The sequence below is a fragment of the Chryseobacterium sp. 'Rf worker isolate 10' genome, from assembly GCF_050753305.1.
Taxonomy (GTDB): Bacteria; Bacteroidota; Bacteroidia; order Flavobacteriales; family Weeksellaceae; genus Chryseobacterium.
On record NZ_JBOZOF010000001.1, the window covers coordinates 1 to 22753 of the forward strand.

Genomic DNA, 22753 nt, shown 5'->3' on the forward strand with positions numbered 1-22753 from the left:
GCCGCCGCCAGTTTTTATTTTATTTTTAAAAAATCCTTTATCTGATGATAAAGGATTTTTTTTGTTTTATACCTATACCAATAACAACAATAACCCAAACAATCCAACCTCTCTCACTTCCCCCAGCCTCTCTCGCTTTCATCTCCCTTGTTCCAGCACCTAACTTTTTACTTTAATGGGTCTTTACCATCATGACAATTTTCTATCTCACACGATTGTCACTCCGAAGGAGTCTAAACAAAGCTCTTCCATAGAATTATAATAGCAGAAATATAATTTATCGTAATTGAAATGCTTCGACTTCGCTCAGCATGACACTGCTAATACTAAATGCTAAAAAAATTTAAGCATTATCCTGTCATCTTACATCCTTTAAAACTATCATCAATAGGCCTTTATTCCTGCGGAATGATAAATGGAAATCTACCCATCTATTCTATAGGAATCAGGATTTTAAAACTCCTAATAGCTCTCCGTTACTAACCCAGGAACTCGAAACTCACAACTCGGATTATCAATCATCATTAGCTATTCAAAAAACTATTTACTTCTATAACCTCATTATACTCGAATAAATTCAATAAGTTTGTACCAGTTTTCCAAAAATAATTATAATGTCAGGAAATATTCTGATCATCGATGATGAGATCAAGCTCCTTAAATTACTAGGAATGATCCTCTCCCAAGAAAATTTTAATGTAAAAGAAGCTTCTACAGCACGTTCAGCGATGACCATGCTGGAGCAATATGATTTTGATGTTGTTCTTAGTGATGTTCGTCTTCCTGACGCTTTTGGAGTCGAATTGATCAAGTCCATTAAAACTAAATATCCTCAACTGGAAATCATTCTGATGACTGCATTTGGGAATATCACGGATGCAGTACAAGCAATGAAGAATGGAGCTTATGATTATCTGGTGAAAGGAGATGATAATGAGAAAATTATTCCATTGGTGTATAAGGCTCTGGATAAGGTAAAAGATAATAAGTCAAGAATGGTTCAGCAGGTTGTTACCAAAGGCTTTGATCAGATTATTGGTAAGTCGCCTTTAATTTTACAGGCTAAAAAGCTGGCTGAAAAAGTAGCTTTAACAGATGCTGCTGTTCTTCTTACGGGTGAGACTGGAACCGGAAAAGAGGTCTTTGCGAGTGCTATTCATGAGGGAAGTGACAGAAAGAAAAATAGCTTTGTAGCCATCAACTGTTCAGCATTCAGTAAAGAGATTCTGGAAAGTGAGCTTTTTGGTCATAAGCAAGGTGCTTTTACCGGTGCTGTAAAAGATAAAAAAGGATTGATTGAAGAAGCTAACGGAGGAACTCTGTTTTTGGATGAAATTGGTGAGATGCCGATTGAACTTCAGGCAAAGCTGCTCAGAGTTTTGGAAAGCAGAGAATTTATTAAAATGGGTGAAACAAAGGTCTCCAGATCTGATTTCAGATTAATTGCAGCGACTAACAGAGATCTTGAAGATGAAATAAAGCAGGGAAACTTCAGAGAAGACCTCTATTTCAGACTGAATGTATTCGAGATAGCTCTTCCTGAATTAAGAGAAAGAAAAGAAGATCTAAAGGCGATTGCCAAACATTTTATAGATATTTTTTCACACAAGCTTCATCTGACAGGGGTTCAGGTAGATCCCGACTATTATAAAGCCCTGGAAAAAAATGATTGGAAAGGAAATATACGTGAACTCAGAAACGCTGTAGAACGTAGTTTAATTTTAATGGATAACAATATCCTGGATGCTGAAAGTCTTCCTCATTATTCTGAAAAAACAGTTCCGGAAAGTGATTCATTAAGCATTCGATCGCTGGAAAAAATACATATTCAAAAAGTATTGCAGTATACCAAAGGAAATAAAGCAGAAGCAGCCCGGTTACTTGAGATTGGTATTGCCACGCTATACCGTAAACTGGAAGAATACGGAGTAAAATAATTATTTATCATTTTAATAAAGAGCCTATCATTTTGATAGGCTTTTCTGTTTTTCAATAGTTTGATTATTGGGATTAATTGATTGTTATTCAATGTTTTATGTGGTTATGTTTTAAAATGGACTTTCTTTTGGCATATAGTCTCTGAATAAAATATTTAAAAATGACAATTTCAAGAAAAACGTTTAAAAAACGGGAGCATTCTACTTTGAGTCTGCTGATTGTATCGTATGTATTGTTGACTCTTTTAACCCTAATGATTAAGATATGATGCTTATAAGTTTAATTCTGCTTTTTGCAGTATTGTTTTGGCTTTTATATAAATCAGTTGAATTTTTTGATAGAATATAAATTATGTGGAGTTTATTTTTCCTCTCAATACTTGCCTTTGTGTATATCTGTTATGTTTTAATTAAACCTGAAAAATTTTAATTGGTCATGAATACAGAAATTTTAGGCATTATAGCAATGTTTGCTGTCACGTTAGTTATCGGAATATTTTTAGGTAAATACATAGCTAATGTTTATGGATACAAAAAGACTTTTCTGGATCCGGTTTTCGAACCTATTGAAAAGTTAATTTATAAAGTTTCGGGAATTAATCCTGCCCGTCAGATGAACTGGAAACAGAATATGTATGCCATGCTGGCGATTAATCTGGTTTGGTTCATCATCGGTTTTCTTCTTTTGCTGAATCAGGCCTGGCTTCCTTTAAATCCTGATGGAAACCCGAATATGTCACCCGATCTGGCTTTTAATACTACCATTTCATTCTTAGTCAACTGTAATTTGCAGCATTATTCGGGAGAAACAGGAGTAAGTTATCTGAGCCAGCTTTATCTGATGTTTTTACAGTTTGTAACGGCTGCAACAGGTATGGCTGCGATGGCGGTTCTTTTCAAAGCTTTTAAAGAAAAAACAAGCACAGAATTAGGGAATTTCTACGATTATTTCACAAAATCAATGATCAGAATCCTAGTTCCTATCAGTGTAATTGTTGCTTTAATTCTTTCTATCAATGGAAGTCCGATGACTTTCGAAGGTAAAGATCACATCATCACACTGGAAGGTCAGAAAGCTGATATTTCCAGAGGACCCGTATCTGCATTTGTTGCGATTAAACACCTGGGAACTAATGGAGGTGGTTTTTTTGGAGCTAATTCAGCACATCCGCTTGAAAATCCTAATTATATGACCAATATGACAGAGATGGTCACTCAGATGATCATTCCGTTTGCATTGGTATTTGCATTAGGTTTTTATCTGAATAAAAGAAAACTTTCATGGGTGATCTTTACAGTAATGACAGTCGGTTTTCTGGCGCTTACCATTCCTAACATCGTAAATGAAACAGGTGGAAATCCTTTGATTACACAAATGGGGGCAGACAAGGGTCTGGGTGCGATGGAAGGTAAAGAGATCCGCTTCGGAAGTGCAGCATCCGGTTATTGGAGCATAGCAACTACCGTAATTTCTACAGGTTCTGTGAACGCTATGCACGACAGTACAATGCCTCTGTCGGGGATGAATGAACTTCTGGCTATGATGATCAATTGCTTCTACGGAGGTTGTGGAGTCGGAATTCTGAACTATTTCATCTTTATCATTCTGGCTGTATTCATCAGTGGTCTGATGGTTGGGCGAACCCCGGAATTTATGGGTAAAAAAATTGAAGCCAAAGAAATGAAGATTGCAATGATTGTGGCTTTGTTTCACCCTTTCTTAATTCTTGCAGGAACAGCTTTAACTGCTTATTTACCGGAATTTGGAACAAAAACATTGAATAATCCCGGTTTCCATGGTTTCAGTGAAATGCTTTATGAATTTACCTCTTCTGCAGCAAATAACGGATCCGGATTTGAAGGACTTGGAGACAATACACCTTGGTGGAATATCTCAACAGGAATTGTATTGTTACTCTCAAGATTCATCCCGATTATAGGACCGGTAGCAATTGCAGGATTATTGGCTCAGAAAAAATACATCCCTGAAAGTTCAGGAACACTGAAAACAGATACGGCTACTTTCGGATTTATGACCCTGGCGGTAATTCTATTGATTGCAGCACTGTCTTTCTTCCCAGCATTGACCTTAGGTCCTATTGCAGAACAGATTCAGTATTTCTCAAAATAAATGTGAACATTAAAAATTAGAATCAATATTCAACCATTAAGGGAGCTGAAAAGCGTAAGGTAGCTAGTCTGACACTTACTGAAACGTTCACTTATATTATCCATAACTCTCCTTATTATTTGGCAGACCTTGATGGTGATTATTGATTTACAATGATATAAACTCTTTCAAAAAAATGAAAAATCAGTCACAAACATTGTTTCAAAGAGATTTGGTCAACGAAGCGATCAAACAGTCCTTCGTAAAGCTGAATCCGAAAATTATGTTTAAAAATCCGGTAATGTTCCTGGTGGAGATCGGAACCATTGTCATGTTTCTTGTAAGCATGTTCAGTCTTACTGGTGATCAATCCCAGGGAAGCTTTTCCTATAACTTTTTAGTATTTATTATTTTATTTTTCACTGTTCTGTTTGCCAATTTTGCAGAAGCTATTGCAGAGGCAAGAGGAAAAGCGCAGGCTGATACCCTTAGAAAAACAAGGGAAGAAACTCCAGCTAAATTAGTGCTAGATAATAAACCGGGATTTCAGGTAGAAACAAGACTTAAAATGTCTGCTGAAATGACATTAGGTGATATTTTCCTTTGTGAAGCCGGAGATCAGATTCCTATGGATGGTGAGATCATTGAAGGTCTTGCAACTATTGATGAGTCAGCAATTACAGGAGAAAGTGCACCGGTAATCCGTGAAGCAGGGGGAGATAAAAGCTCTGTAACCGGAGGTACAAAAGTACTTTCAGACAGAATTAAAGTAAAAGTAACTACAAAGCCAGGAGAATCCTTCTTAGATAAAATGATTGCCCTTGTAGAAGGAGCATCAAGACAGAAAACACCTAACGAAATCGCATTAACTATACTTTTAGCAGGATTTACCCTTACATTTATTATTGTTACCCTCACTTTAAAGCCTTTTGCAGACTACGCGCAGACTCCGATTACTATTGCGGCATTTATATCTCTTTTCGTTTGTCTTATTCCGACAACCATCGGAGGTCTGCTTTCTGCAATCGGGATTGCGGGGATGGACAGAGCATTGAGAGCAAATGTAATTACAAAAAGTGGTAAAGCAGTAGAAACTGCGGGAGATATTGATGTTCTACTGCTTGATAAAACCGGAACAATTACCATTGGAAACCGTAAAGCAACTCAATTTCATCCTTCTAATGGAATTCAGCTTGAAGAATTCATTAAAGCTTCTGCATTAAGTTCTGTAGCGGATGAAACACCGGAAGGAAAATCCATCATTGAACTAAGCGCTTTGAAATCTGAAGATTTATTGGTTCCTAATCCTACTTATATTGATTTTACAGCGGAAACCAGAACTTCAGGGATTGATTTTGACGACACAAGAATCCGTAAAGGAGCTTATGACACGATAAAAAAACTGACTGAAAAAGCCGGGAATATTTTCCCGCAGGAAACTCAGGATGCGGTAACCAAAATTTCTGAAAACGGAGGAACTCCTCTGGTAGTATCCGTTAATGAAAAAGTATGGGGTGTTATTGAACTTCAGGATATCATCAAAACAGGAATCCAGGAACGTTTCCAGAGACTGAGAAAAATGGGAGTGAAAACGGTAATGGTAACCGGAGATAACCCTTTAACAGCAAAATTTATCGCAGAAAAAGCAGGAGTAGATGATTTTATCGCTGAAGCTAAGCCTGAAGACAAAATGAATTACATCAAAAAGGAACAGCAGGAAGGTAAACTGGTAGCCATGATGGGAGACGGTACCAATGACGCTCCGGCATTAGCTCAGGCAGATGTAGGCGTAGCAATGAACAGTGGAACTCAAGCAGCAAAAGAAGCCGGTAACATGGTAGACCTTGATAATGACCCAACAAAATTGATCGAAATTGTAGAAATTGGGAAACAGCTGCTAATGACAAGAGGAACATTGACCACTTTCAGTATCGCGAATGACGTAGCAAAGTATTTTGCCATTATTCCGGCGCTCTTTATCACTTTTATTCCTTCGCTTCAGAAGCTGAATATTATGAATCTTCACAGTCCTGAAACGGCTATATTATCAGCAGTTATTTTCAATGCGATTATTATTCCGTTCCTGATTCCGCTGGCGTTGAAAGGGGTGGCTTACAAACCGATTGGTGCAAGTGCATTATTGAGAAGAAACCTTTTGATTTATGGCCTTGGCGGGGTGATTGTTCCGTTCATCGGGATCAAAATCATTGATCTGGTAATCAGTTTATTCTATTAAAATTTAAAAAATGAAAAATCATATTGTCTCAGCATTCAGATTAACTCTTGTAATGCTGGTGGTTACAGGTATTTATCTGGCAGTTGTATACGCAGGTTCTAAAATACTTCCCAACAAAGGAAACGGAGAAATTGTTTATGATAAAGGACAGAAGTTTTATGCCAATATCGGGCAGGAATTTAAATCTGAAAAATACTTCCACGGCCGCCCTTCCTCTGTCAATTATAATGCAGCAGGAAGTGGGGGAAGCAACAAAGGTCCAAGCAATAAAGAATATCTTGAAATTGTACAGAAAAGAATTGACACGTTAAAAATGAAGAATCCTGAAATGAGAAATATCAAAGTCCCGGTAGAATTGTTAACTGCCAGTGGAAGCGGGTTGGATCCGGATATTTCTGAAGAAGGAGCATTGTACCAAGCAAAGAGAATTGCCAACGTGAGAAATGTTTCAGAAGAGCAGGTTAAAAACTTAATTAATAACCAAACTGAAAAGCCGTTTTTAGGACTTTTCGGACCATCAAAAGTAAATGTTCTGAAGCTTAATATCGCTTTGGATCAATTAAAATAATAAATTTAATAACCGATAATCATGTCAGGATTTTAAATTTTGACATGATTAATACACCTTAAAACTAACGTGAAAAAATATCTAGCTATATGTGGACTATCAGGGCTGTTTTTAGCCAAAGCCCAATCATCAGATTCATTGAAAATTGGAAATAAAGTGACATTTTCTGCTTATGCAGAACTCTTTTATACCTATGATTTTAATGAGCCGGGCAATCATATGCGTCAAAACTTTTTATACTCATATAACAGACATAATGAAGTGAATCTTAACTTGGGACTGGTTAAAGCTAACTATCAGAGTGAAAATCTCCGTGCTAATGTAGCTTTAATGGCCGGAACGTATGCCCAGGATAATATGGCCGCTGAACAAAATGCTTTACGCTATGTAAATGAAGCTAATATTGGGATCAAAATATCAAAAAATAAAAATTTATGGATTGATGCAGGGATCATGCCGTCTCATATCGGCTGGGAAAGTGCTATAGGAAAAGATAACATCAACCTTACACGAAGTTTTGCAGCAGAAAATTCTCCCTATTTTGAGACAGGTGCCAAAATTTCTTATACCTCAGATAATGGGAAGTGGTTTTTAAGCGGATTAGTATTGAATGGATGGCAAAGAATTGCAAAACCGGAAGGAAACCAGAGTATTTCTTTTGGACATCAGGTGACTTATAAACCCAATGATAAAATTACCCTGAACAGCAGCTCATTTATCGGGAATGATAAAGCAAAAGAAGATAAAAGAATGCGCTATTTTCATGATTTGTATGGAAGCTTTCAGCTGACAGATCAGGTTTCTGCGGTATTGGGATTTGATATCGGAGCAGAGCAGAAATCAAAAGGAAGTGAGCAGTATAATATCTGGTACAGCCCGAATGTTCTTATGAAATATCAATTCGATAACAAGTGGGCACTGGCAGGAAGATTAGAATATTACAATGATAAAAACGGAGTGATTATCAATACCGGAACTCCTAATGGATTTCAGACCTTCGGTTATTCTCTCAATGTAGATTATGCGATCTTTAAAAATGTAGTTTTCCGTACAGAAGCAAGAGGGTTGAGTGCTAAAGATGCCATTTTTGCGAAAAATGATGGATTTAAAAAAGGAAATTTCTTCATTACAACAAGTCTTGCAGCCTGGTTTTAATGATCAGCTTAACCACATTTAAAAGTGTTTAAAGTAAAATTAAAAAGAATAAAATCAATGTCATCAGCAAAAGATTTTTTAGAACTGATTCAAAAATCCCGTAAAGGAAAATTCAAAATTTATATAGGGATGAGTGCAGGCGTAGGAAAAACCTTCCGTATGCTTCAGGAAGCACATTCTCTTTTGCGAAATGGCATTGATGTAAAAATTGGCTATATTGAAACCCATGGCCGGGAAGAAACCGTAGCCCTTGCAGAAGGTCTTCCTGAAATTGAAAGAAAATCGGTCTTTTATAAAGGGAAAAATCTTGAGGAAATGGATCTTCAGGCCATCATTAATGAACATCCTGAAGTAGTTTTGGTAGATGAGCTGGCTCATACCAATGTAGAAGGTTCCAAAAATAAAAAGAGATGGCAGGATGTACTGGAAATCCTTGATAATGGAATCAATGTCATCAGTGCCATGAATATTCAGCACATCGAAAGCCTGAATGAAGAAGTAAAGAAAATCACTGGCGTAGAAGTAACAGAGCGTGTTCCGGATAAAATATTGGCACTCGCCGATGAAGTAGTCAATATTGACTTAACGGCTGATGAGCTGCTGACCCGTCTAAAAGAAGGAAAAATCTATAAAAAAGAAAAAATTCAGACAGCACTCAGTAATTTCTTCCAAAGCGGGCATATTCTACAACTTCGTGAGCTGGCTCTAAAAGAAGTCGCCACCCACGTTGAAAGAAAGGTAGAAACAGAGATCAAAACTGAAAATTTTAAACCCATAAAATTCCTGGCCTGCATCAGCAGCAACGAGAAAATTGCCAAAACGATTATCAGGAAAACAGCGAGATTAGCCAGCTACTATAACAGTCCATGGACTGTTTTGTATGTTCAGAAGCCATCTGAAAATCCGGAAAAAATTGCACTCGATAAACAACGGTATTTAATTAATAATTTTAATTTAGCACAGGAATTAGGTGCCAAAGTAGTCCGGATCAAAGAAAGCAGTGTTCACACCGGAATTCTTGAATATGTGATTGCTCATAATATCACCACGGTCTGCATTGGAAAGCCTCATGCCAGTTTCTGGCAGCGAATGCTGGGATACAGCTGGATTTATACCCTTATGAACAGGCTGAATGAAAGACAGATAGATATTATTATTTTATCATAAAAATAATGAAACTTAAAACGAAACTTACCTTAGGCGTTGGCCTTTTATTTCTACTGATTGTTTTGCTTTCAGTGATAGGTTCTGTATATATTAATAAATTAAAATCCGATACTGAAAAGATCCTTACGGCCAATTACAACAGTCTGGAGTTTTCCAAAAACATGCTTCTGGCACTGGATAACATCAGTACTGACAGTACTGTTGCGATAGCAGATTTTCGAAAAAATAATAAGCTGCAGGAAAAAAACCTTACAGAATTTGGAGAAAGAGAAGCCACTCAGAACCTCAATATGCATTTCAGCAGTTATCTGAAAGCACCGGATATCCATAAAGAAAAACTTATTCGTGAGGATCTGGCTAAGATCATGTCTTTGAATATGAAAGGCATAGAACGGAAAAGTGATATTGCGATTATTACAGCAGAAAATGCCACTTTTTGGATCGTAAGTTTAGGAACCGTATGCTTTCTGATCGCTTTTATATTGCTTTTCAATTTACCCCAAACCATTGCGGAACCCATCAATCAGCTTACTTTCAGTATCAAACAGATTGCTGATAAAAACTATAATGAAAGAGTTCATTTCAAAGGAAGTGAAGAGTTCAGCAGTCTGGCAGATTCATTCAATACCATGGCAGAAAAGCTTCAGGAATACGAAAGCAGCACGCTTTCCAAACAGTTGATGGATAAAAAACGGATCGAAACACTGGTCAACAATATGCATGATGCTGTGATTGGTTTGGACGAGAACCATTTTATCTACATGATCAATGATGAAGCTCTGAAAATTACCAACCTCCATAAAGAAGAAATTATTGGAAAAACAGCTCATGAAGTAGCCATCAATAACGATCTTATCCGCGAGCTGCTGAAAAATATAGATCATCCGGTAAAAGATCCTATCAAGATTGTTCGTGATAATAAGGAGAATTATTTTGAACAGGATATTATTCCTATCAATATCGTAAAGACGGGTGAAAAGGAAAAAAAATATATTGGAAAAGTAATTTTGTTAAGAAATATTACCCCTTTCAAAGAACTGGATTTTGCTAAAACCAATTTCATTGCGACAATTTCCCATGAACTGAAAACTCCAATTTCGGCTATCAAAATGGGCGTACAGCTTCTTGGAAACCAAAAGTTTGGAGAACTGAACGAGCAGCAGCAGGAATTATTGAAAAGCATCAATGAAGACGGACAGCGTTTATTGGATATCACTGGAGAATTGCTTAATCTTTCTCAGGTAGAATCCGGGAATATCAGACTGACGGTTGAAAAATGTTCTCCGAAAGAAATTGTACAGACTGCTGTAAAGAATGTTGAAAAACTGGCCGAGCAGAAAAATATTTCCATCAGTACAGAATATCTTCTTGAAGATAGTGATGCTGTGACTGCAGATTTTGATAAAACAGTCTGGGTCATGAATAATTTCCTGACCAACGCTGTAAAACACTCTTTTCAGGATGAAAATATTAAGATTGTGGTAGAAAAACTAAATTCATTCATTCAGTTCAGTATTATTGATACCGGAAGCGGAATTGATGAAAAATACCATCGCCAGATCTTTGACCGCTATTTTCAGGTTCCCGGAGAACATCAGAATGGAACAGGGCTGGGCCTAGCAATTTCAAAAAACTTCATTGAAAAACAACACGGAGAAATAGGAGTGAAGAGTTCCCTGAATAATGGAAGTACGTTTTATTTCAGACTGCCGGTTTCATAAGGATTATTTTATATTTGTGATAAAAATAGAAATGAGAAAAACCTTAGGACTCTTATTATTTTCAGTTTTACTGAGTATTCAGGTCTCTGCACAGACTTTTACATTAGAAAAGCTTAAAGGATTCAATAAACTTACCATGGATGAGTTTAAAAAAGAAATGAAACAGCTTCAGTTTAAATTTTATGACAGAACAGAAGGTTTAGGCTTCCTTTTAAACGAATATGATTCCCCGGATTATACTTCGAAAATAGGAAAGTTTGAATATGCAGAAGAAAAATCAGAAGACAGAATTGAATTTGAGTTTAAAGATAAAAAAGAATATGATCAATATCTTAAACTGATATTGGCAGGCGGATATAAAGAAACTGAGAAAGGGAAGATCATTACTAAAGAACCTTATGTAGATTACTATAAGAATAAAGAACATATCAGGTTGATACTGCCTAAAGCAGGACAGAAAAATCCGTATACGATTATTGTTTTCAAGTAAAGTATTGAGTATGTTCAAAAGATATAAAAAAAACCATTGAAAGAAATCAATGGTTTTTTTGTGAAAATATTGTTAAAACTTATTGTTTCTCAACTAGATCTAGGAACTGTTGCTCATCCAAAATTTCAATCGTTCCGATATCCTGAGCTTTTTTCAGTTTGCTTCCTGCTTTTTCACCTACTACTAGATAATTAAGGTTTTTCGAAACCGCAGAAATATTTTTCCCGCCATGCTTTTCTACCATTTCCTCGGCAGATTCTCTCGTGAATAAAGACAATTTTCCGGTGAAAAGGAATGTTTTTCCTTCCAGAACATTGGATAAAACCTCATTCGTACTTTCTCCTTTTTCAAGCTGTACTCCGTAAGATTTCAAGCGCTCGATCATCAATAGATTTTCTGAATTCTGGAAAAACTCTACAATACTTACCGCAATTTTCGCCCCGATATCTTCTACCTGGCAAAGCTCTTCTGCAGTAGCATTTTTCAATTCTTCAATCGTTGGAAAGTTTTTTACCAGTTTTTTGGCAACGGTTTCTCCTACATGCTTGATCCCGATTCCGTACAATACTTTCTCAAAAGGAATTTCTTTAGATTTTTCGATTCCTGTAATGATATTTTGAGCAGATTTCTCAGCCATTCTTTCCAGTGGAAGAAGCTGTTCTTTCGTTAAAACATAAAAGTCAGCAGGATTTTCAATCAGTTTTTCTCTGTATAACTGTTCAATAGTTTCACTTCCAAGGTTGTCAATATTCAAAGCTTTTCTGGAAACATAGTGAATCATTCTTCCTACTACCTGTGGCGGACAGTGAAGTTCATTCGGACAGAAATGGATCGCCTGATCTTCAATTTTTACCAGTTCAGTACCGCATTCAGGGCAATGTTTGATGTATTCAATTTCTTTGCTTTCTTCCGTTCTTTTATCCGTGTTTACCCCTACAATTTTTGGAATAATTTCACCTCCTTTTTCTACATACACAAAATCATTCTCATGAAGATCCAGTTTCTTGATGATATCCTCATTATGAAGAGAAGCTCTTTTTACAATTGTTCCGGCCAGCAAAACAGGTTTAAGGTTGGCAACAGGAGTGATAGCACCCGTTCTTCCCACCTGATAAGACACACTTTGAAGTTCTGTTTCTACCTTTTCTGCTTTAAATTTATAAGCCATGGCCCAGCGTGGAGATTTGGCCGTATAACCAAGCTGTCTCTGCTGCTGTAATGAATTCACTTTTAAAACGATACCGTCAATTTCAAAAGGAAGGTTATGGCGCTCCGTATCCCAGAACGTAATAAATTCCTGTACTTCAGCCATCGTTTTACATAATTTGGCCTGCTGTGAGGTTTTGAAGCCCCAGCCTTGGGCTTTTTGAAGTAATTCCCAATGCGTTTCTGCAGGAATATCCTCGGAGATAAACTGATACAGTACAGAAGAAAGTCCGCGTTTTCTTACCTCAGCGCTGTCCTGCATTTTCAAACTTCCGCTGGCTGTATTTCTTGGATTCATGAAGGGATCAAGACCTTCTTCCTCACGCAGTACATTAAGTTTATCAAAGTTTTTTCTGGTCAGATAAATTTCTCCGCGCATGAAAAAATGAGTAGGGAAATCACCCTTTAAAGTCAAAGGAATATCTGAAATGGTTCTTACGTTCGGGGTAATCTCATCTCCCTGAAAACCGTCACCGCGGGTAACTGCCTGTGACAGCTTTCCGTTTTCATAAAGAATAGAAATAGAAGCACCGTCATATTTCAATTCAGCAACAAATTCTACCGGATCTTCAATCGTTTTGATGATTCTTTTTTCCCAGTCTTCCAGATCATCAAAATCATAGGAATTATCCAGAGAATACATTCTGAATTTATGCTGAATCGTAGGGAAAACTTTGGTAACACCACCACCTACACGTACTGAAGGAGAGTTTTCATCATAAAATTCAGGATATTGGGCTTCCAGATTCTGTAGTTCCTCCAGAAGCATATCGAATTCAAAATCCGAAATGGTGGGAGTATCCAGTAGGTAATAGTTTTCGTTATGCTGGTGAAGCTCTTTGCGGAGCTGTTCTATCTTTTGTTGAATGTTTTCAGACATTGGCTTTCTATCTTTTGAGCAAAAATAACTAAAGTAATCGCATTTAAAAAATAACGGAATTAAATATTACAGGAAAATTAAGAATACGTAATATGCCTTAACCAACTGGTTTTGCAGGAAATAAAACATGTGTTTAAAGTAATTTAACATATCGTTCTGATTTAATTAAAAAAATGTTAAAACTTTCTTAAACAGCCTGCCTTTAAAGTCAAGATACCTTTGCACATCTAATTGAAAGAAACCTCTAATGATCTATTGATATGAAAATCAAAGAGGTTCTTGGACGATCACAAAAAAATTAATCATAAAGATCTTCGGAAGAAATGAAAAAAGTAAAGATTGTACTGGGATTATTGTTTTTAGGGCTTGGGACAATGGCTTATGCACAGACCACGCAGGCTTCTATTGTTGGGAAAGTTACCGGGCCTGGAAGTACGGCTCAGGAAAAAGTGAAAGTAACGATCGTGAATGAGTCTACAGGATTCAGAACGGAAACGGAAACGAACTCAAAAGGGGAGTATATTTTTAAAGAAATTCCTCTTGGGGGGCCTTACACAGTCATTGTAAACGATGATAAAAAAGAAGGTTACAGTGTCAACTTCGGTGATCAGGTGACTGTGAATATGGATCTTGGTAATGAAAAGAACATTGAAGAAGTAAAGATTACCGGAAACCTTAAAAACAAGATTGGAAATCTTGGAGCCGCTACAGCCATTTCTGCTAAAAACATCAGCATGCTTCCGGTAAACGGACGAAACTTTGCTAACCTTGCTGAACTTTCTCCATTAAGCGGAAAAGGAGGTAACCTTTCCGGACAGCTAGGATCTTCTACCAATTTTACGATTGATGGAATGACGGCGAAAAACCCAACTTCCGCAGGAGCTACTACCAGCCGAAGCGGCGCCCCTTTTTCCATTTCTATTGAAGCAGTACGTGAATTCAAAATTACCACCAACCAATATGATGTGACATTGGGAAGAAGCGGTGGTGGGACGGTAAGTGCTGTTACCAAATCAGGAACCAATAAGTTTTCCGGAAGTGCCTGGGAATATTTAAGAACCAATTGGCTTTCCAGCCCATACGATATCAGAGGAAACAAAAGAGATAATGATTTCTCTACTTCCCAGTTCGGATTTTCATTGGGGGGACCGATTATTAAAAATAAATTACATTTCTTCGTAGCATGGGATCACCAGTTGGATTCGAGACCGTTGGCTATTGCTGATATCAAATCTCCGGATGATGAGAAGAGATTCAGTACTACCACGCAGACTCTTAATCAGTTTCTGGATATTGCAAGAGCAAAATATGGGGTAGGAAGCAGCCCGCAATTCGGAACGTTTGATAAAGTAAGAAACTCTGATGCTGCATTTTTGCGTTTAGACTGGCAGATCAACGAAAAAAACTTATTGACTCTAAGAAATAACTTCACCTACGATCTTAATAAAAACGGATTGGGTGATAATACCAATATCAATTTCTTCGAATCTTATGGAAACGATAAAAACCTTGACAACAGTTTATTGTTAACCTTAAGAACCAACCTGCAGCCTAATTTAACCAATGAATTAAAGGCTCAGTATCTTTATACTTTCCAGGACAGTTACCAGAACAATCAGTTAGGAAAACCTGTTCCTAGAGCCATTGTGGAAGGAGTGGCTTCAAGTGCGGGATCTACCAATATCCAGATCGGAGGGCACCGTTTCGGGCAGGAAAGCTTTAGAAATAATGTATTCCAGGTTGTAGATAACTTATACTACAATACCGATAAGGTAAAATATACTTTCGGAGCTGACCTGATGTATACAACAGCAAAATCTGTGTACGGAAGCGAAGTGAACGGAAGATTCCATTTCCAGGGAATGAGTAATTTCGATGCGATGACACCTTACAGATTCTACAGAGAAGTTCCATTAATGGAAGATCCGTCTGTAAGATCAAATATCTGGAATATCGGAGTATATGGACAATTCCAGACAAAAATAGCAAAAGGTCTTGACTTAATGGCAGGTTTAAGATTAGACTATGGAGGCTATCCAAAAGCAGAGCTCAACCAGAAATTGTTTGATGAAATGGGAATCAGAACGGATAATAAAATCAAATCATTTGTGATTCAGCCAAGATTCCAGTTTGACTGGAACATCAATGAAGGAAATAAAGACTTCCTTAAGTTCGGTGCCGGAATTTTCTCTTCCGATATCAACAATTATATGATCATCAACAACCTTGTATTCGACGGAAAACATTTGGCTACTGTGGATGTGAATCCTACAGCTATTGGTCTTACTCCTGATTTTAACAGCTATAGAAATGATTATGGATCGGTTCCTTCACTTGCTCAGTACCAGATTCCAACCATCAACTATACAGGGAAAGATGCAAAAATTCCAATCGTTTATAAAGCGAATATCTCTTACACCCATTTCTTCAATGAAAGGTTCAGAGCAGGAATTGCAGGATATATGGCTTTGGGTAGAAATAATTATTATTACTATGACAGAAACATGGTGGCCAATCCTTTCTTCACATTGGCTAATGAAGGTGGAAGAGGAGTGTTCATCCCTACAAGTGCTATTACCAATAACGCGAATAACAGTGTAAGCTTTGACTGGAAAGCAGGAAGAATCAATAAAAATTTTGGTAGAGTACTGGAATTGGTAAGTGATGGTAAAGTAAACCAGTTCTCATTCGTAATAGATACAAGTTACCGCTACTGGAAAGACGGAGAAATCACGGCAAGTTATACATGGTCCGACATCAAAGACAATACTTCTTATAACGGAAACGTTGCCAACTCTGCTACTTTGTCTACCATGATTCAGAGTGATCCGAGAGACTTAAGAATGACCTATTCGGATAACCAGTTCCGTAATAAAGTGGTGATCTACGGAAACTCACCTACCATTGCAGGATTTACATTGGGGATCAGATATTCAGGAATCGGAGGTACCCGTTTCTCTGCTACAACAGGAGGAAATATCAATGGAGATTTCGTAGATTCCAATGACCTTGCTTTTATCTTCCCGAATATAACCAAAGCGATTCTGGACGATCCACAGGTAGGAAAGGCTCTGAAAGATTATATCAACGAGTACAACGGAAAAATTGCAGAACGTAACGGAGGTAAAAACGGATTCTATGGCGTTTGGGATGTACGTGTAGCGAAGAAAATAAAATTTGACAAAGTAGGTGCTTTTGAACTTTCTGTAGATATTTTCAACGTAGCCAATCTTCTTAACAAAGAATGGGGGGTAAACAAATCATACGGAAACACCTCTCTGTATAAAGTAACCAAGTTTAACAAGGATACGATGCAGTATGAATACACCAAAAACGTAAGTGGAGGTGGCTTGGTTCCGCTATCCGGAAATCCATACCAGATCCAGATCGGAGCGAAGTATTCCTTCTAATTTCTGTTTATGAACCACTGAAGACATATAAGAATTTGAAACGGCTGATTGGTTTGACATAACCTTAGTTTTAGCCCGAAAATCTTGTATGTCTTTGTGGTTTCCATTTTTTAATAACTACCTTTATCAGAAGTTTCATGACTTCTTTTATAAATTATCTAAATTATATTATGAAAAATTTTATCTTAGGGTTAGCAGTTTTAAGTACAGTTATGATGAAAGCACAAACCCAGATCATTGCCCATAGAGGATATTTCCAGGCTCAGCCTCCTACAACGGAGAATTCACTTCAATCGTTGGAGAATGCCCAGAAGTTAAAAGTATATGGATCCGAATTTGATGTGAGAATGACCAAAGATGGTGTATTGGTGATCAATCATGATGAGCACCATGGTAATATGGAAATTTCAGAAGCTACTTTCAAAGAATTGGAAGCCGTGAAATTATCCAACGGAGAAAACTTTCCTACTTTAAAAGACTATTTAAAACAGGGAAAAAAAGACAAAGCTCTGAAACTGATCGTCGAGATCAAACCTGCCAAGACTCCTGAAATTGAAAATGAGATCACCCAAAAGACGATCAAAATGATCAAAGACATGAAACTGGAATCTCAGAGTGAGTTTATTTCTTTCAGCCTGAATATCTGTAAAGAAATCAAAAAACTAGCTCCTGCCTTTAAAGTACAGTATCTGAACGGTGAGCTTTCTCCTGAACAGATCAAAAAAGAAGGATTGGACGGGATGGATTACCACTACAGTGTTTTCCAGAAAAACCCTACCTGGATTGGTGAAGCAAAAGCTTTAGGATTAATCACCAATGCCTGGACAGTAAATGACGTTGCCGTATACGACGAATTGAAAAAACAGGGAATCGGGTTCGTAACCACCAATATTCCTGATCAGCTAAAGAATAAATAACGATTGAATATCCTTCACCAATAGTACAACTGAAGGACAAAATATTCCCACCCCTCCAAGGGATGGCAAAAATTCAAAAGAATTTTTGGCGGGTGGTTTAAAAAGACATCTCGGTTAAACCAATAACAATCATAATTTACACAGTCTGCCTTATTTTAAAAGGGCAGACTGTTTCTTTTTAGACACTAAACACATCTTCTTAATAATAGCGAAAGAAAGAGTATAATTGAATTTGTAATATGTTACTGAAAATCAATTGTTTGAGCGTGTTATGTAGTATTATCTCAAGGCAAGACAATAAAGATACACAAATACAACTGCGAAACGGTATTAATAATACTTAATTACTTAAGTATTTGTTAATTAATTATTTATCCAATGTTATTAAGGGTGGATTAATATATTGTTTAATAAATTTTTAAGAAACGTTAAAATTGTGTTAAGGTGATCCTTGTTATGTCGTTCTAATTTTGCGCAAACAAAAAGGAAATGCGTAAAGAGACACAGAAACTGTTGGTTTTGTCGCTGTTAGGATTAGTCAGCGTCAATCTGGCAGCTCAGCAGAAAGCTAAAAAAGATACGATCAAAGGACTTGACGAAGTGGTGGTCACTGCTTTGGGAATCAAGAGGCACGACAGAGCTTTGGGGTATGTTGCAGAAAAAGTAGAAGCCAAAACATTTGAAGAAACCCAAAACAACAACTGGGCACAGTCCATGGAAGGGAAAGTGGCAGGTCTTAAAGTTCAGACAGCCGGTGCAGGGCCTCTTGGGACTTCCAGAATTACCTTGAGAGGAGAAAAATCTATCATGATGGATCATAACTATGCCCTGATCGTAGTAGATGGAGTACCATTGGGAAATTCTACCACAGGTTCCGGTACCGCAGCATACGGAGCTGGTTCCGGAGGTGATGTTCCGATTGATCTTGGAAATGGACTGAACAGCATCAATCCGGATGACATCGAATCTGTAACTGTATTGAAAGGGGCTTCTGCAGCTGCATTATACGGATCCCGTGCCGCCAACGGAGCCTTAATGATCACCACAAAATCCGGTAAAACAAAAAATGGAAAACTGAGGGTAACTTTTAATTCTTCTTCAAGCTTTGATTCCGTATTGAAATGGCCGGACTGGCAATATGAATACGGACAGGGAACTCTGGCAACCAATACAGCAGGAAACTTTTACTACTCTTATGGTCTTTCCGCAGATGGACCGAGCACTGGTGGTACAAGTAGTGCGTTCGGGCCTAAATTTGCCGGGCAGTATTACTTCCAGTATGATCCAAACCTGCAGGGACAAAGTAAAGACAGACAGCTGTGGAGACCTTACGAAAATAACATCAAAGGTTTCTGGAGAACAGGTTCTACCTATTCCAACAGCATTTCCGTAGAAAGTTCCAACGAGAAAACAAGTTTCCGATCTTCACTTACTTACCTTAATAACGAGTGGATGATGCCGAATACAGGCTTTGACAGGTTCAATTTCGCCTTATCATTTGCTCATCAGCTTACTAAAAAATTAAAAATTTCAACCAAATTTGCTTATAACACGACTACCAGTGACAATCTTCCTGCGACCGGATACAACAACCAGTCAATCTCTTATTTCATGATTTTTCAAAATCCTAACGTAGATCTTGAATGGTACAGACCCATCTGGAAACCCGGACAGGAGCAGGTAGATCAGATACACCCTTTCAGTTCTTATATCGACAACCCTTATATGATTGCCTACGAAATGCTGAATGGGGTAAGAAAAAAGACCATTACAGGAAATATCACGGCAGAGTATCAGTTTAATAAAAATTTCAGTTTAATGCTGAGGTCAGGACTTGAAATTCTGAACGAAAAAAGAACGACCAAAAGACCGTGGAGTTCTGCCAATTACCTGAAAGGTTTCTACAGAGAACAATTTATCAAGAATCAGGAATATAATAATGATCTTTTATTCTCCTACAAAGCAGATTGGAATAAATTCAGTATTTCCGCATCAGTAGGAGGAAGTATCCGTTATAATGAATACTTGATGACCGATTATCAGGCAATCGGGTTGAAAACTGCCGGTGAGTACAGCCTTACCAATGCGCTTTCTATTCCGGTTAAGTATCCAGCACCTAGAGATAAGCATGTAGACAGTGTTTACGGATTGCTTACGCTGGGATATGACAATAAAATATTTGTAGATGTTACCGGAAGAAATGACTGGAGTTCTACACTTCCGAAGCAGAACAGATCCTTCTTTTATCCTTCGGTGAGTACCAGTTTTATTCTTTCAGACCTATTTAACCTGAAAAGTAATAATCTTAATCTGTGGAAACTGAGAGCTTCATGGGCAAAAGTAGGGATAGACAGTGATCCTTATCTTCTGGACAATTATTATACCGCAAGTAATATTACCGGAAGCGTAGTGGCACCGGGCACTTTTAACAATCCTTCTCTTAAACCAGAGAAGAACACCAATATTGAAGCCGGTATGGATTTCAGTCTTTTCAAAAACAGATTGAACCTTAATCTTACTGCTTATCAGAACGTCAGCGAAAATCAGATTATTCCGGTGTCTCTTCCTTATGAAAGCGGCTATTCCAAAAGGGTAATCAATGCAGGGAAAATCCGAAACAGAGGTCTTGAGCTTTCAGCAGATATCTTAGCCGTTAAAGGTAAAAACTTCTCATGGAAAGTAGGTGGAAACTGGTCTACCAATGAAAATAGAGTAATGACGTTACCAGAAGGTTTCGACGGAATTGTTTCCAACGTAGGCGATGTAGTTTTCTATAAAATGGAAGTAGGAGGTTCTCTGGGAGATATGTATGGATTTAAATTATTAAGAACACCAGATGGAAGAGTAATTTACGGAGACAACGGACTTCCCGGAAGACCTGCAGACATTGAAAAAGTAGGAAATGCATTCCCGAAATGGAGAGCCGGTCTTCAGAATGATTTCAAGATTAAAAACTTTACCATAAGCTTCTCATTTGACGGTCAGTATGGAGGTGTTGCTTACTCTCAGTCGCATCATAAAATGTCTGAACAAGGGAAACTGAAATCTACCCTTCCGGGAAGAGATAATCCGGGCGGAATGATTGTAGGAGAAGGAGTGGTTCAGAACCCTGACGGATCTTACAGCCCTAACACAAAAGGAGTAACAGTATCTTCTTATTATGCAGATTATTATAGAAGAGCCAATGTGGAAACCAATAGTTTCAGTACAGATTTTATTAAGCTTAGAGATGCCAGAATTGCCTATTCTTTCCCGAAAGAAACGATTCAGTCTTTAGGGCTGGATGATCTTACACTTGCTATTTTCGGAAAGAATCTGTGGATGTGGACCAAGTTTCCAATGTTTGATCCCGAAGTAGCTACATTGGATAATGCGACTATCACTCCGGGAGTGGAAATGGGACAGCTTCCTACTGCAAGGACAGTCGGGTTTCAATTAAATCTTAAATTCTAAAATCTTTAAAAATGAAAAAAATAATCATACATCTTGCCTTGACTGTTTCTGTTTTTATGCTTCAGTCCTGCGACAGAACATTCGAGGAAATCAATACAGATACCAGCAAGATCAAAGATCCGTCAGTAGGAAGCCTTCTTGCACCTATTCAATATGAAATGGGAAGTTATGGATATAACAGAGCCGATGATTTTACCTTTGATATCATGCAGATCGCTTTAGACTTTCCGAGTGAAGGTAATACCTACAGCAGATATTATATGGACGAAAAAAGTGGTAACGGCTATTGGAATACTTCTTATAAATGGCTGAAACAGGTAAGTGATCTTCGGAAATATGCCACAAAAGAGCAGAATAATAATTATCTGGCCATATCGATGGTTTTAAATGCCTGGATTGCCTCAAACCTTACCGATGCATTCGGAGACGTTCCTTTATCAGAAGCGGTGAAGATTGAAGAAAATATTTTGAGACCGAAATATGATAAACAGAAAGATATTTACATCCAGCTTTTAAATGATCTGAAAACAGCTAACACATTATTTAATACAACACAGGCACTCACAGAAACTGATTTGTTTTACAATGCCAATACCAACAGCCAGACAGGAATTTTAGGATGGAAAAAATTCTGTAATTCATTATCGTTAAGATTACTGACCAGAATTCTAAGCAGAAACGGAGAAGTAAATGTATATGAAAGAATTCAGGAAATTGTCAACAATCCGGCTCAATATCCCATTTTCCAGAATAATGCAGACAGTGCTGTATTACCGCTTTCGGGGGTATCTCCATACTTACCACCAATTGCCCGTCCACAGGATTTCACGGCATACAGATCAGCAGGTGAGTTCTTTGTGAATGCGATGAAAGACAATAACGATCCAAGGATGAGTATGTTTTTTACGAAAGCTAAAGCCACCACAGGAGAAGATCTTGGTTATAAAGGAGCTCCTTCAGGATATGCGTTGGGAACAGCTTTCAACTATCAGCCTTCTAACCTTAACCAAAATTTAGCAAAAGCACCTTTAAAGATTTTAATCATGACCTATTCTGAAGTTCAGTTTATCCTGGCAGAGTTGGTCAATAGAGGAATTGTTGCAGGAAATCAGCAGGTTTATTACGAAACAGGGGTGAAATCTATTATTGAACAATGGGGAGCAACCGTTCCGGCTAATTATTTCAGCAATACAAAAGTAGCTTATGATGGTTCTCTGGGAAAACTTATGCTTCAGAAATATATTTCGTTGTTTTTTGTAGACCATCAGCAATGGTATGAATTCAGACGGACAAAACTTCCGGTACTTCCTAATAACGGAGGACTTCAGAACGGAGGGCAGATGCCTGTAAGATTTATGTACCCAACCACGACAAAAGTGATGAATACGGATAATTATAATGCAGCCGTACAATCTATGGGTGGAGACAATATCAATGTAAAAATGTGGTGGAATAAATAATAACCTCAATTGAAAAATTTAAAAATAATTTAAAGATTTAAAA

The 22753-nt window shown here is 37.6% G+C and carries 14 protein-coding genes; 13 read left to right on the forward strand and 1 reads right to left on the reverse strand.

All coding sequences use genetic code 11. From position 1 onward, the window contains the following. Window positions 1–614 precede the first annotated feature (614 nt). From LKL37_RS00005 to LKL37_RS00045, 9 genes are all read left to right on the forward strand, one after another. Window positions 615–1937, forward strand: a complete 1323-nt coding sequence (locus LKL37_RS00005; RefSeq protein ID WP_431608553.1) for a sigma-54-dependent transcriptional regulator — start codon at window positions 615–617, stop codon at window positions 1935–1937. Window positions 1938–2289: 352 nt separating this feature from the next. Then, on the forward strand, window positions 2290–2367 hold the full coding sequence (locus LKL37_RS00010; protein WP_077415921.1) for a potassium-transporting ATPase subunit F: 78 nt from the start codon (window positions 2290–2292) through the stop codon (window positions 2365–2367). Between the two features lie 6 nt (window positions 2368–2373). After that, a complete protein-coding gene (gene kdpA / locus LKL37_RS00015) occupies window positions 2374–4068 on the forward strand; it encodes a potassium-transporting ATPase subunit KdpA (RefSeq protein ID WP_431608554.1) in 1695 nt (564 codons plus the stop codon). A gap of 175 nt (window positions 4069–4243) precedes the next feature. Next, on the forward strand, window positions 4244–6283 hold the full coding sequence (gene kdpB / locus LKL37_RS00020; RefSeq protein ID WP_431608555.1) for a potassium-transporting ATPase subunit KdpB: 2040 nt from the start codon (window positions 4244–4246) through the stop codon (window positions 6281–6283). Window positions 6284–6293: 10 nt separating this feature from the next. Beyond that, complete coding sequence (gene kdpC, locus LKL37_RS00025) at window positions 6294–6851, forward strand: potassium-transporting ATPase subunit KdpC (protein WP_431608556.1); 558 nt, start codon at window positions 6294–6296, stop codon at window positions 6849–6851. A gap of 69 nt (window positions 6852–6920) precedes the next feature. Beyond that, window positions 6921–8006, forward strand: coding sequence for a porin (locus LKL37_RS00030; RefSeq protein ID WP_431608557.1), 1086 nt, complete (start codon window positions 6921–6923; stop codon window positions 8004–8006). 57 nt (window positions 8007–8063) lie between these two features. Further along, window positions 8064–9173, forward strand: coding sequence for a sensor protein KdpD (locus LKL37_RS00035; protein ID WP_431608558.1), 1110 nt, complete (start codon window positions 8064–8066; stop codon window positions 9171–9173). 5 nt (window positions 9174–9178) lie between these two features. Then, window positions 9179–10894 carry a HAMP domain-containing sensor histidine kinase gene (locus LKL37_RS00040; protein WP_431608559.1) on the forward strand — a complete coding sequence of 572 codons (1716 nt, stop codon included), beginning with the start codon at window positions 9179–9181 and terminating at the stop codon, window positions 10892–10894. A 31-nt stretch (window positions 10895–10925) separates the two neighbouring features. After that, window positions 10926–11384 (forward strand): hypothetical protein, encoded by a 459-nt coding sequence (locus LKL37_RS00045; protein ID WP_431608560.1) that lies wholly within the window; start codon window positions 10926–10928, stop codon window positions 11382–11384. A 79-nt stretch (window positions 11385–11463) separates the two neighbouring features. On the opposite strand, the gene ligA is transcribed toward LKL37_RS00045, so the two are convergent. Further along, a complete protein-coding gene (gene ligA, locus LKL37_RS00050; protein ID WP_431608561.1) occupies window positions 11464–13470 on the reverse strand; it encodes an NAD-dependent DNA ligase LigA in 2007 nt (668 codons plus the stop codon). A gap of 323 nt (window positions 13471–13793) precedes the next feature. On the opposite strand from ligA, the gene LKL37_RS00055 reads away from it, so the two are divergent. The 4 genes from LKL37_RS00055 (at window position 13794) to LKL37_RS00070 (ending at window position 22710) form a co-directional block, all read left to right on the forward strand. Beyond that, window positions 13794–16880 (forward strand): carboxypeptidase regulatory-like domain-containing protein, encoded by a 3087-nt coding sequence (locus tag LKL37_RS00055; RefSeq protein WP_431608562.1) that lies wholly within the window; start codon window positions 13794–13796, stop codon window positions 16878–16880. 170 nt (window positions 16881–17050) lie between these two features. Next, window positions 17051–17797 carry a glycerophosphodiester phosphodiesterase family protein gene (locus LKL37_RS00060; protein ID WP_431608563.1) on the forward strand — a complete coding sequence of 249 codons (747 nt, stop codon included), beginning with the start codon at window positions 17051–17053 and terminating at the stop codon, window positions 17795–17797. 489 nt (window positions 17798–18286) lie between these two features. Then, window positions 18287–21250: a SusC/RagA family TonB-linked outer membrane protein gene (locus LKL37_RS00065; protein WP_431608564.1), complete on the forward strand. Its 2964-nt coding sequence runs from the start codon at window positions 18287–18289 to the stop codon at window positions 21248–21250. A gap of 11 nt (window positions 21251–21261) precedes the next feature. After that, a complete protein-coding gene (locus LKL37_RS00070) occupies window positions 21262–22710 on the forward strand; it encodes a SusD/RagB family nutrient-binding outer membrane lipoprotein (RefSeq protein WP_431608565.1) in 1449 nt (482 codons plus the stop codon). Window positions 22711–22753: the final 43 nt, after the last annotated feature.

What these genes read in the sequence shown, in the direction of transcription:
- kdpB (WP_431608555.1), top strand. Translation starts at nt 4,244, where the DNA reads ATGAAAAATCAGTCACAAACATTGTTTCAAAGAGATTTGGTCAACGAA.
- LKL37_RS00070 (WP_431608565.1), top strand. Translation starts at nt 21,262, where the DNA reads ATGAAAAAAATAATCATACATCTTGCCTTGACTGTTTCTGTTTTTATG.
- LKL37_RS00065 (WP_431608564.1), top strand. Translation starts at nt 18,287, where the DNA reads ATGCGTAAAGAGACACAGAAACTGTTGGTTTTGTCGCTGTTAGGATTA.
- LKL37_RS00040 (WP_431608559.1), top strand. Translation starts at nt 9,179, where the DNA reads ATGAAACTTAAAACGAAACTTACCTTAGGCGTTGGCCTTTTATTTCTA.
- LKL37_RS00045 (WP_431608560.1), top strand. Translation starts at nt 10,926, where the DNA reads ATGAGAAAAACCTTAGGACTCTTATTATTTTCAGTTTTACTGAGTATT.
- LKL37_RS00035 (WP_431608558.1), top strand. Translation starts at nt 8,064, where the DNA reads ATGTCATCAGCAAAAGATTTTTTAGAACTGATTCAAAAATCCCGTAAA.
- LKL37_RS00010 (WP_077415921.1), top strand. Translation starts at nt 2,290, where the DNA reads ATGTGGAGTTTATTTTTCCTCTCAATACTTGCCTTTGTGTATATCTGT.
- LKL37_RS00055 (WP_431608562.1), top strand. Translation starts at nt 13,794, where the DNA reads ATGAAAAAAGTAAAGATTGTACTGGGATTATTGTTTTTAGGGCTTGGG.
- kdpA (WP_431608554.1), top strand. Translation starts at nt 2,374, where the DNA reads ATGAATACAGAAATTTTAGGCATTATAGCAATGTTTGCTGTCACGTTA.
- kdpC (WP_431608556.1), top strand. Translation starts at nt 6,294, where the DNA reads ATGAAAAATCATATTGTCTCAGCATTCAGATTAACTCTTGTAATGCTG.
- LKL37_RS00005 (WP_431608553.1), top strand. Translation starts at nt 615, where the DNA reads ATGTCAGGAAATATTCTGATCATCGATGATGAGATCAAGCTCCTTAAA.
- LKL37_RS00060 (WP_431608563.1), top strand. Translation starts at nt 17,051, where the DNA reads ATGAAAAATTTTATCTTAGGGTTAGCAGTTTTAAGTACAGTTATGATG.
- ligA (WP_431608561.1), bottom strand. Translation starts at nt 13,470, where the DNA reads ATGTCTGAAAACATTCAACAAAAGATAGAACAGCTCCGCAAAGAGCTT.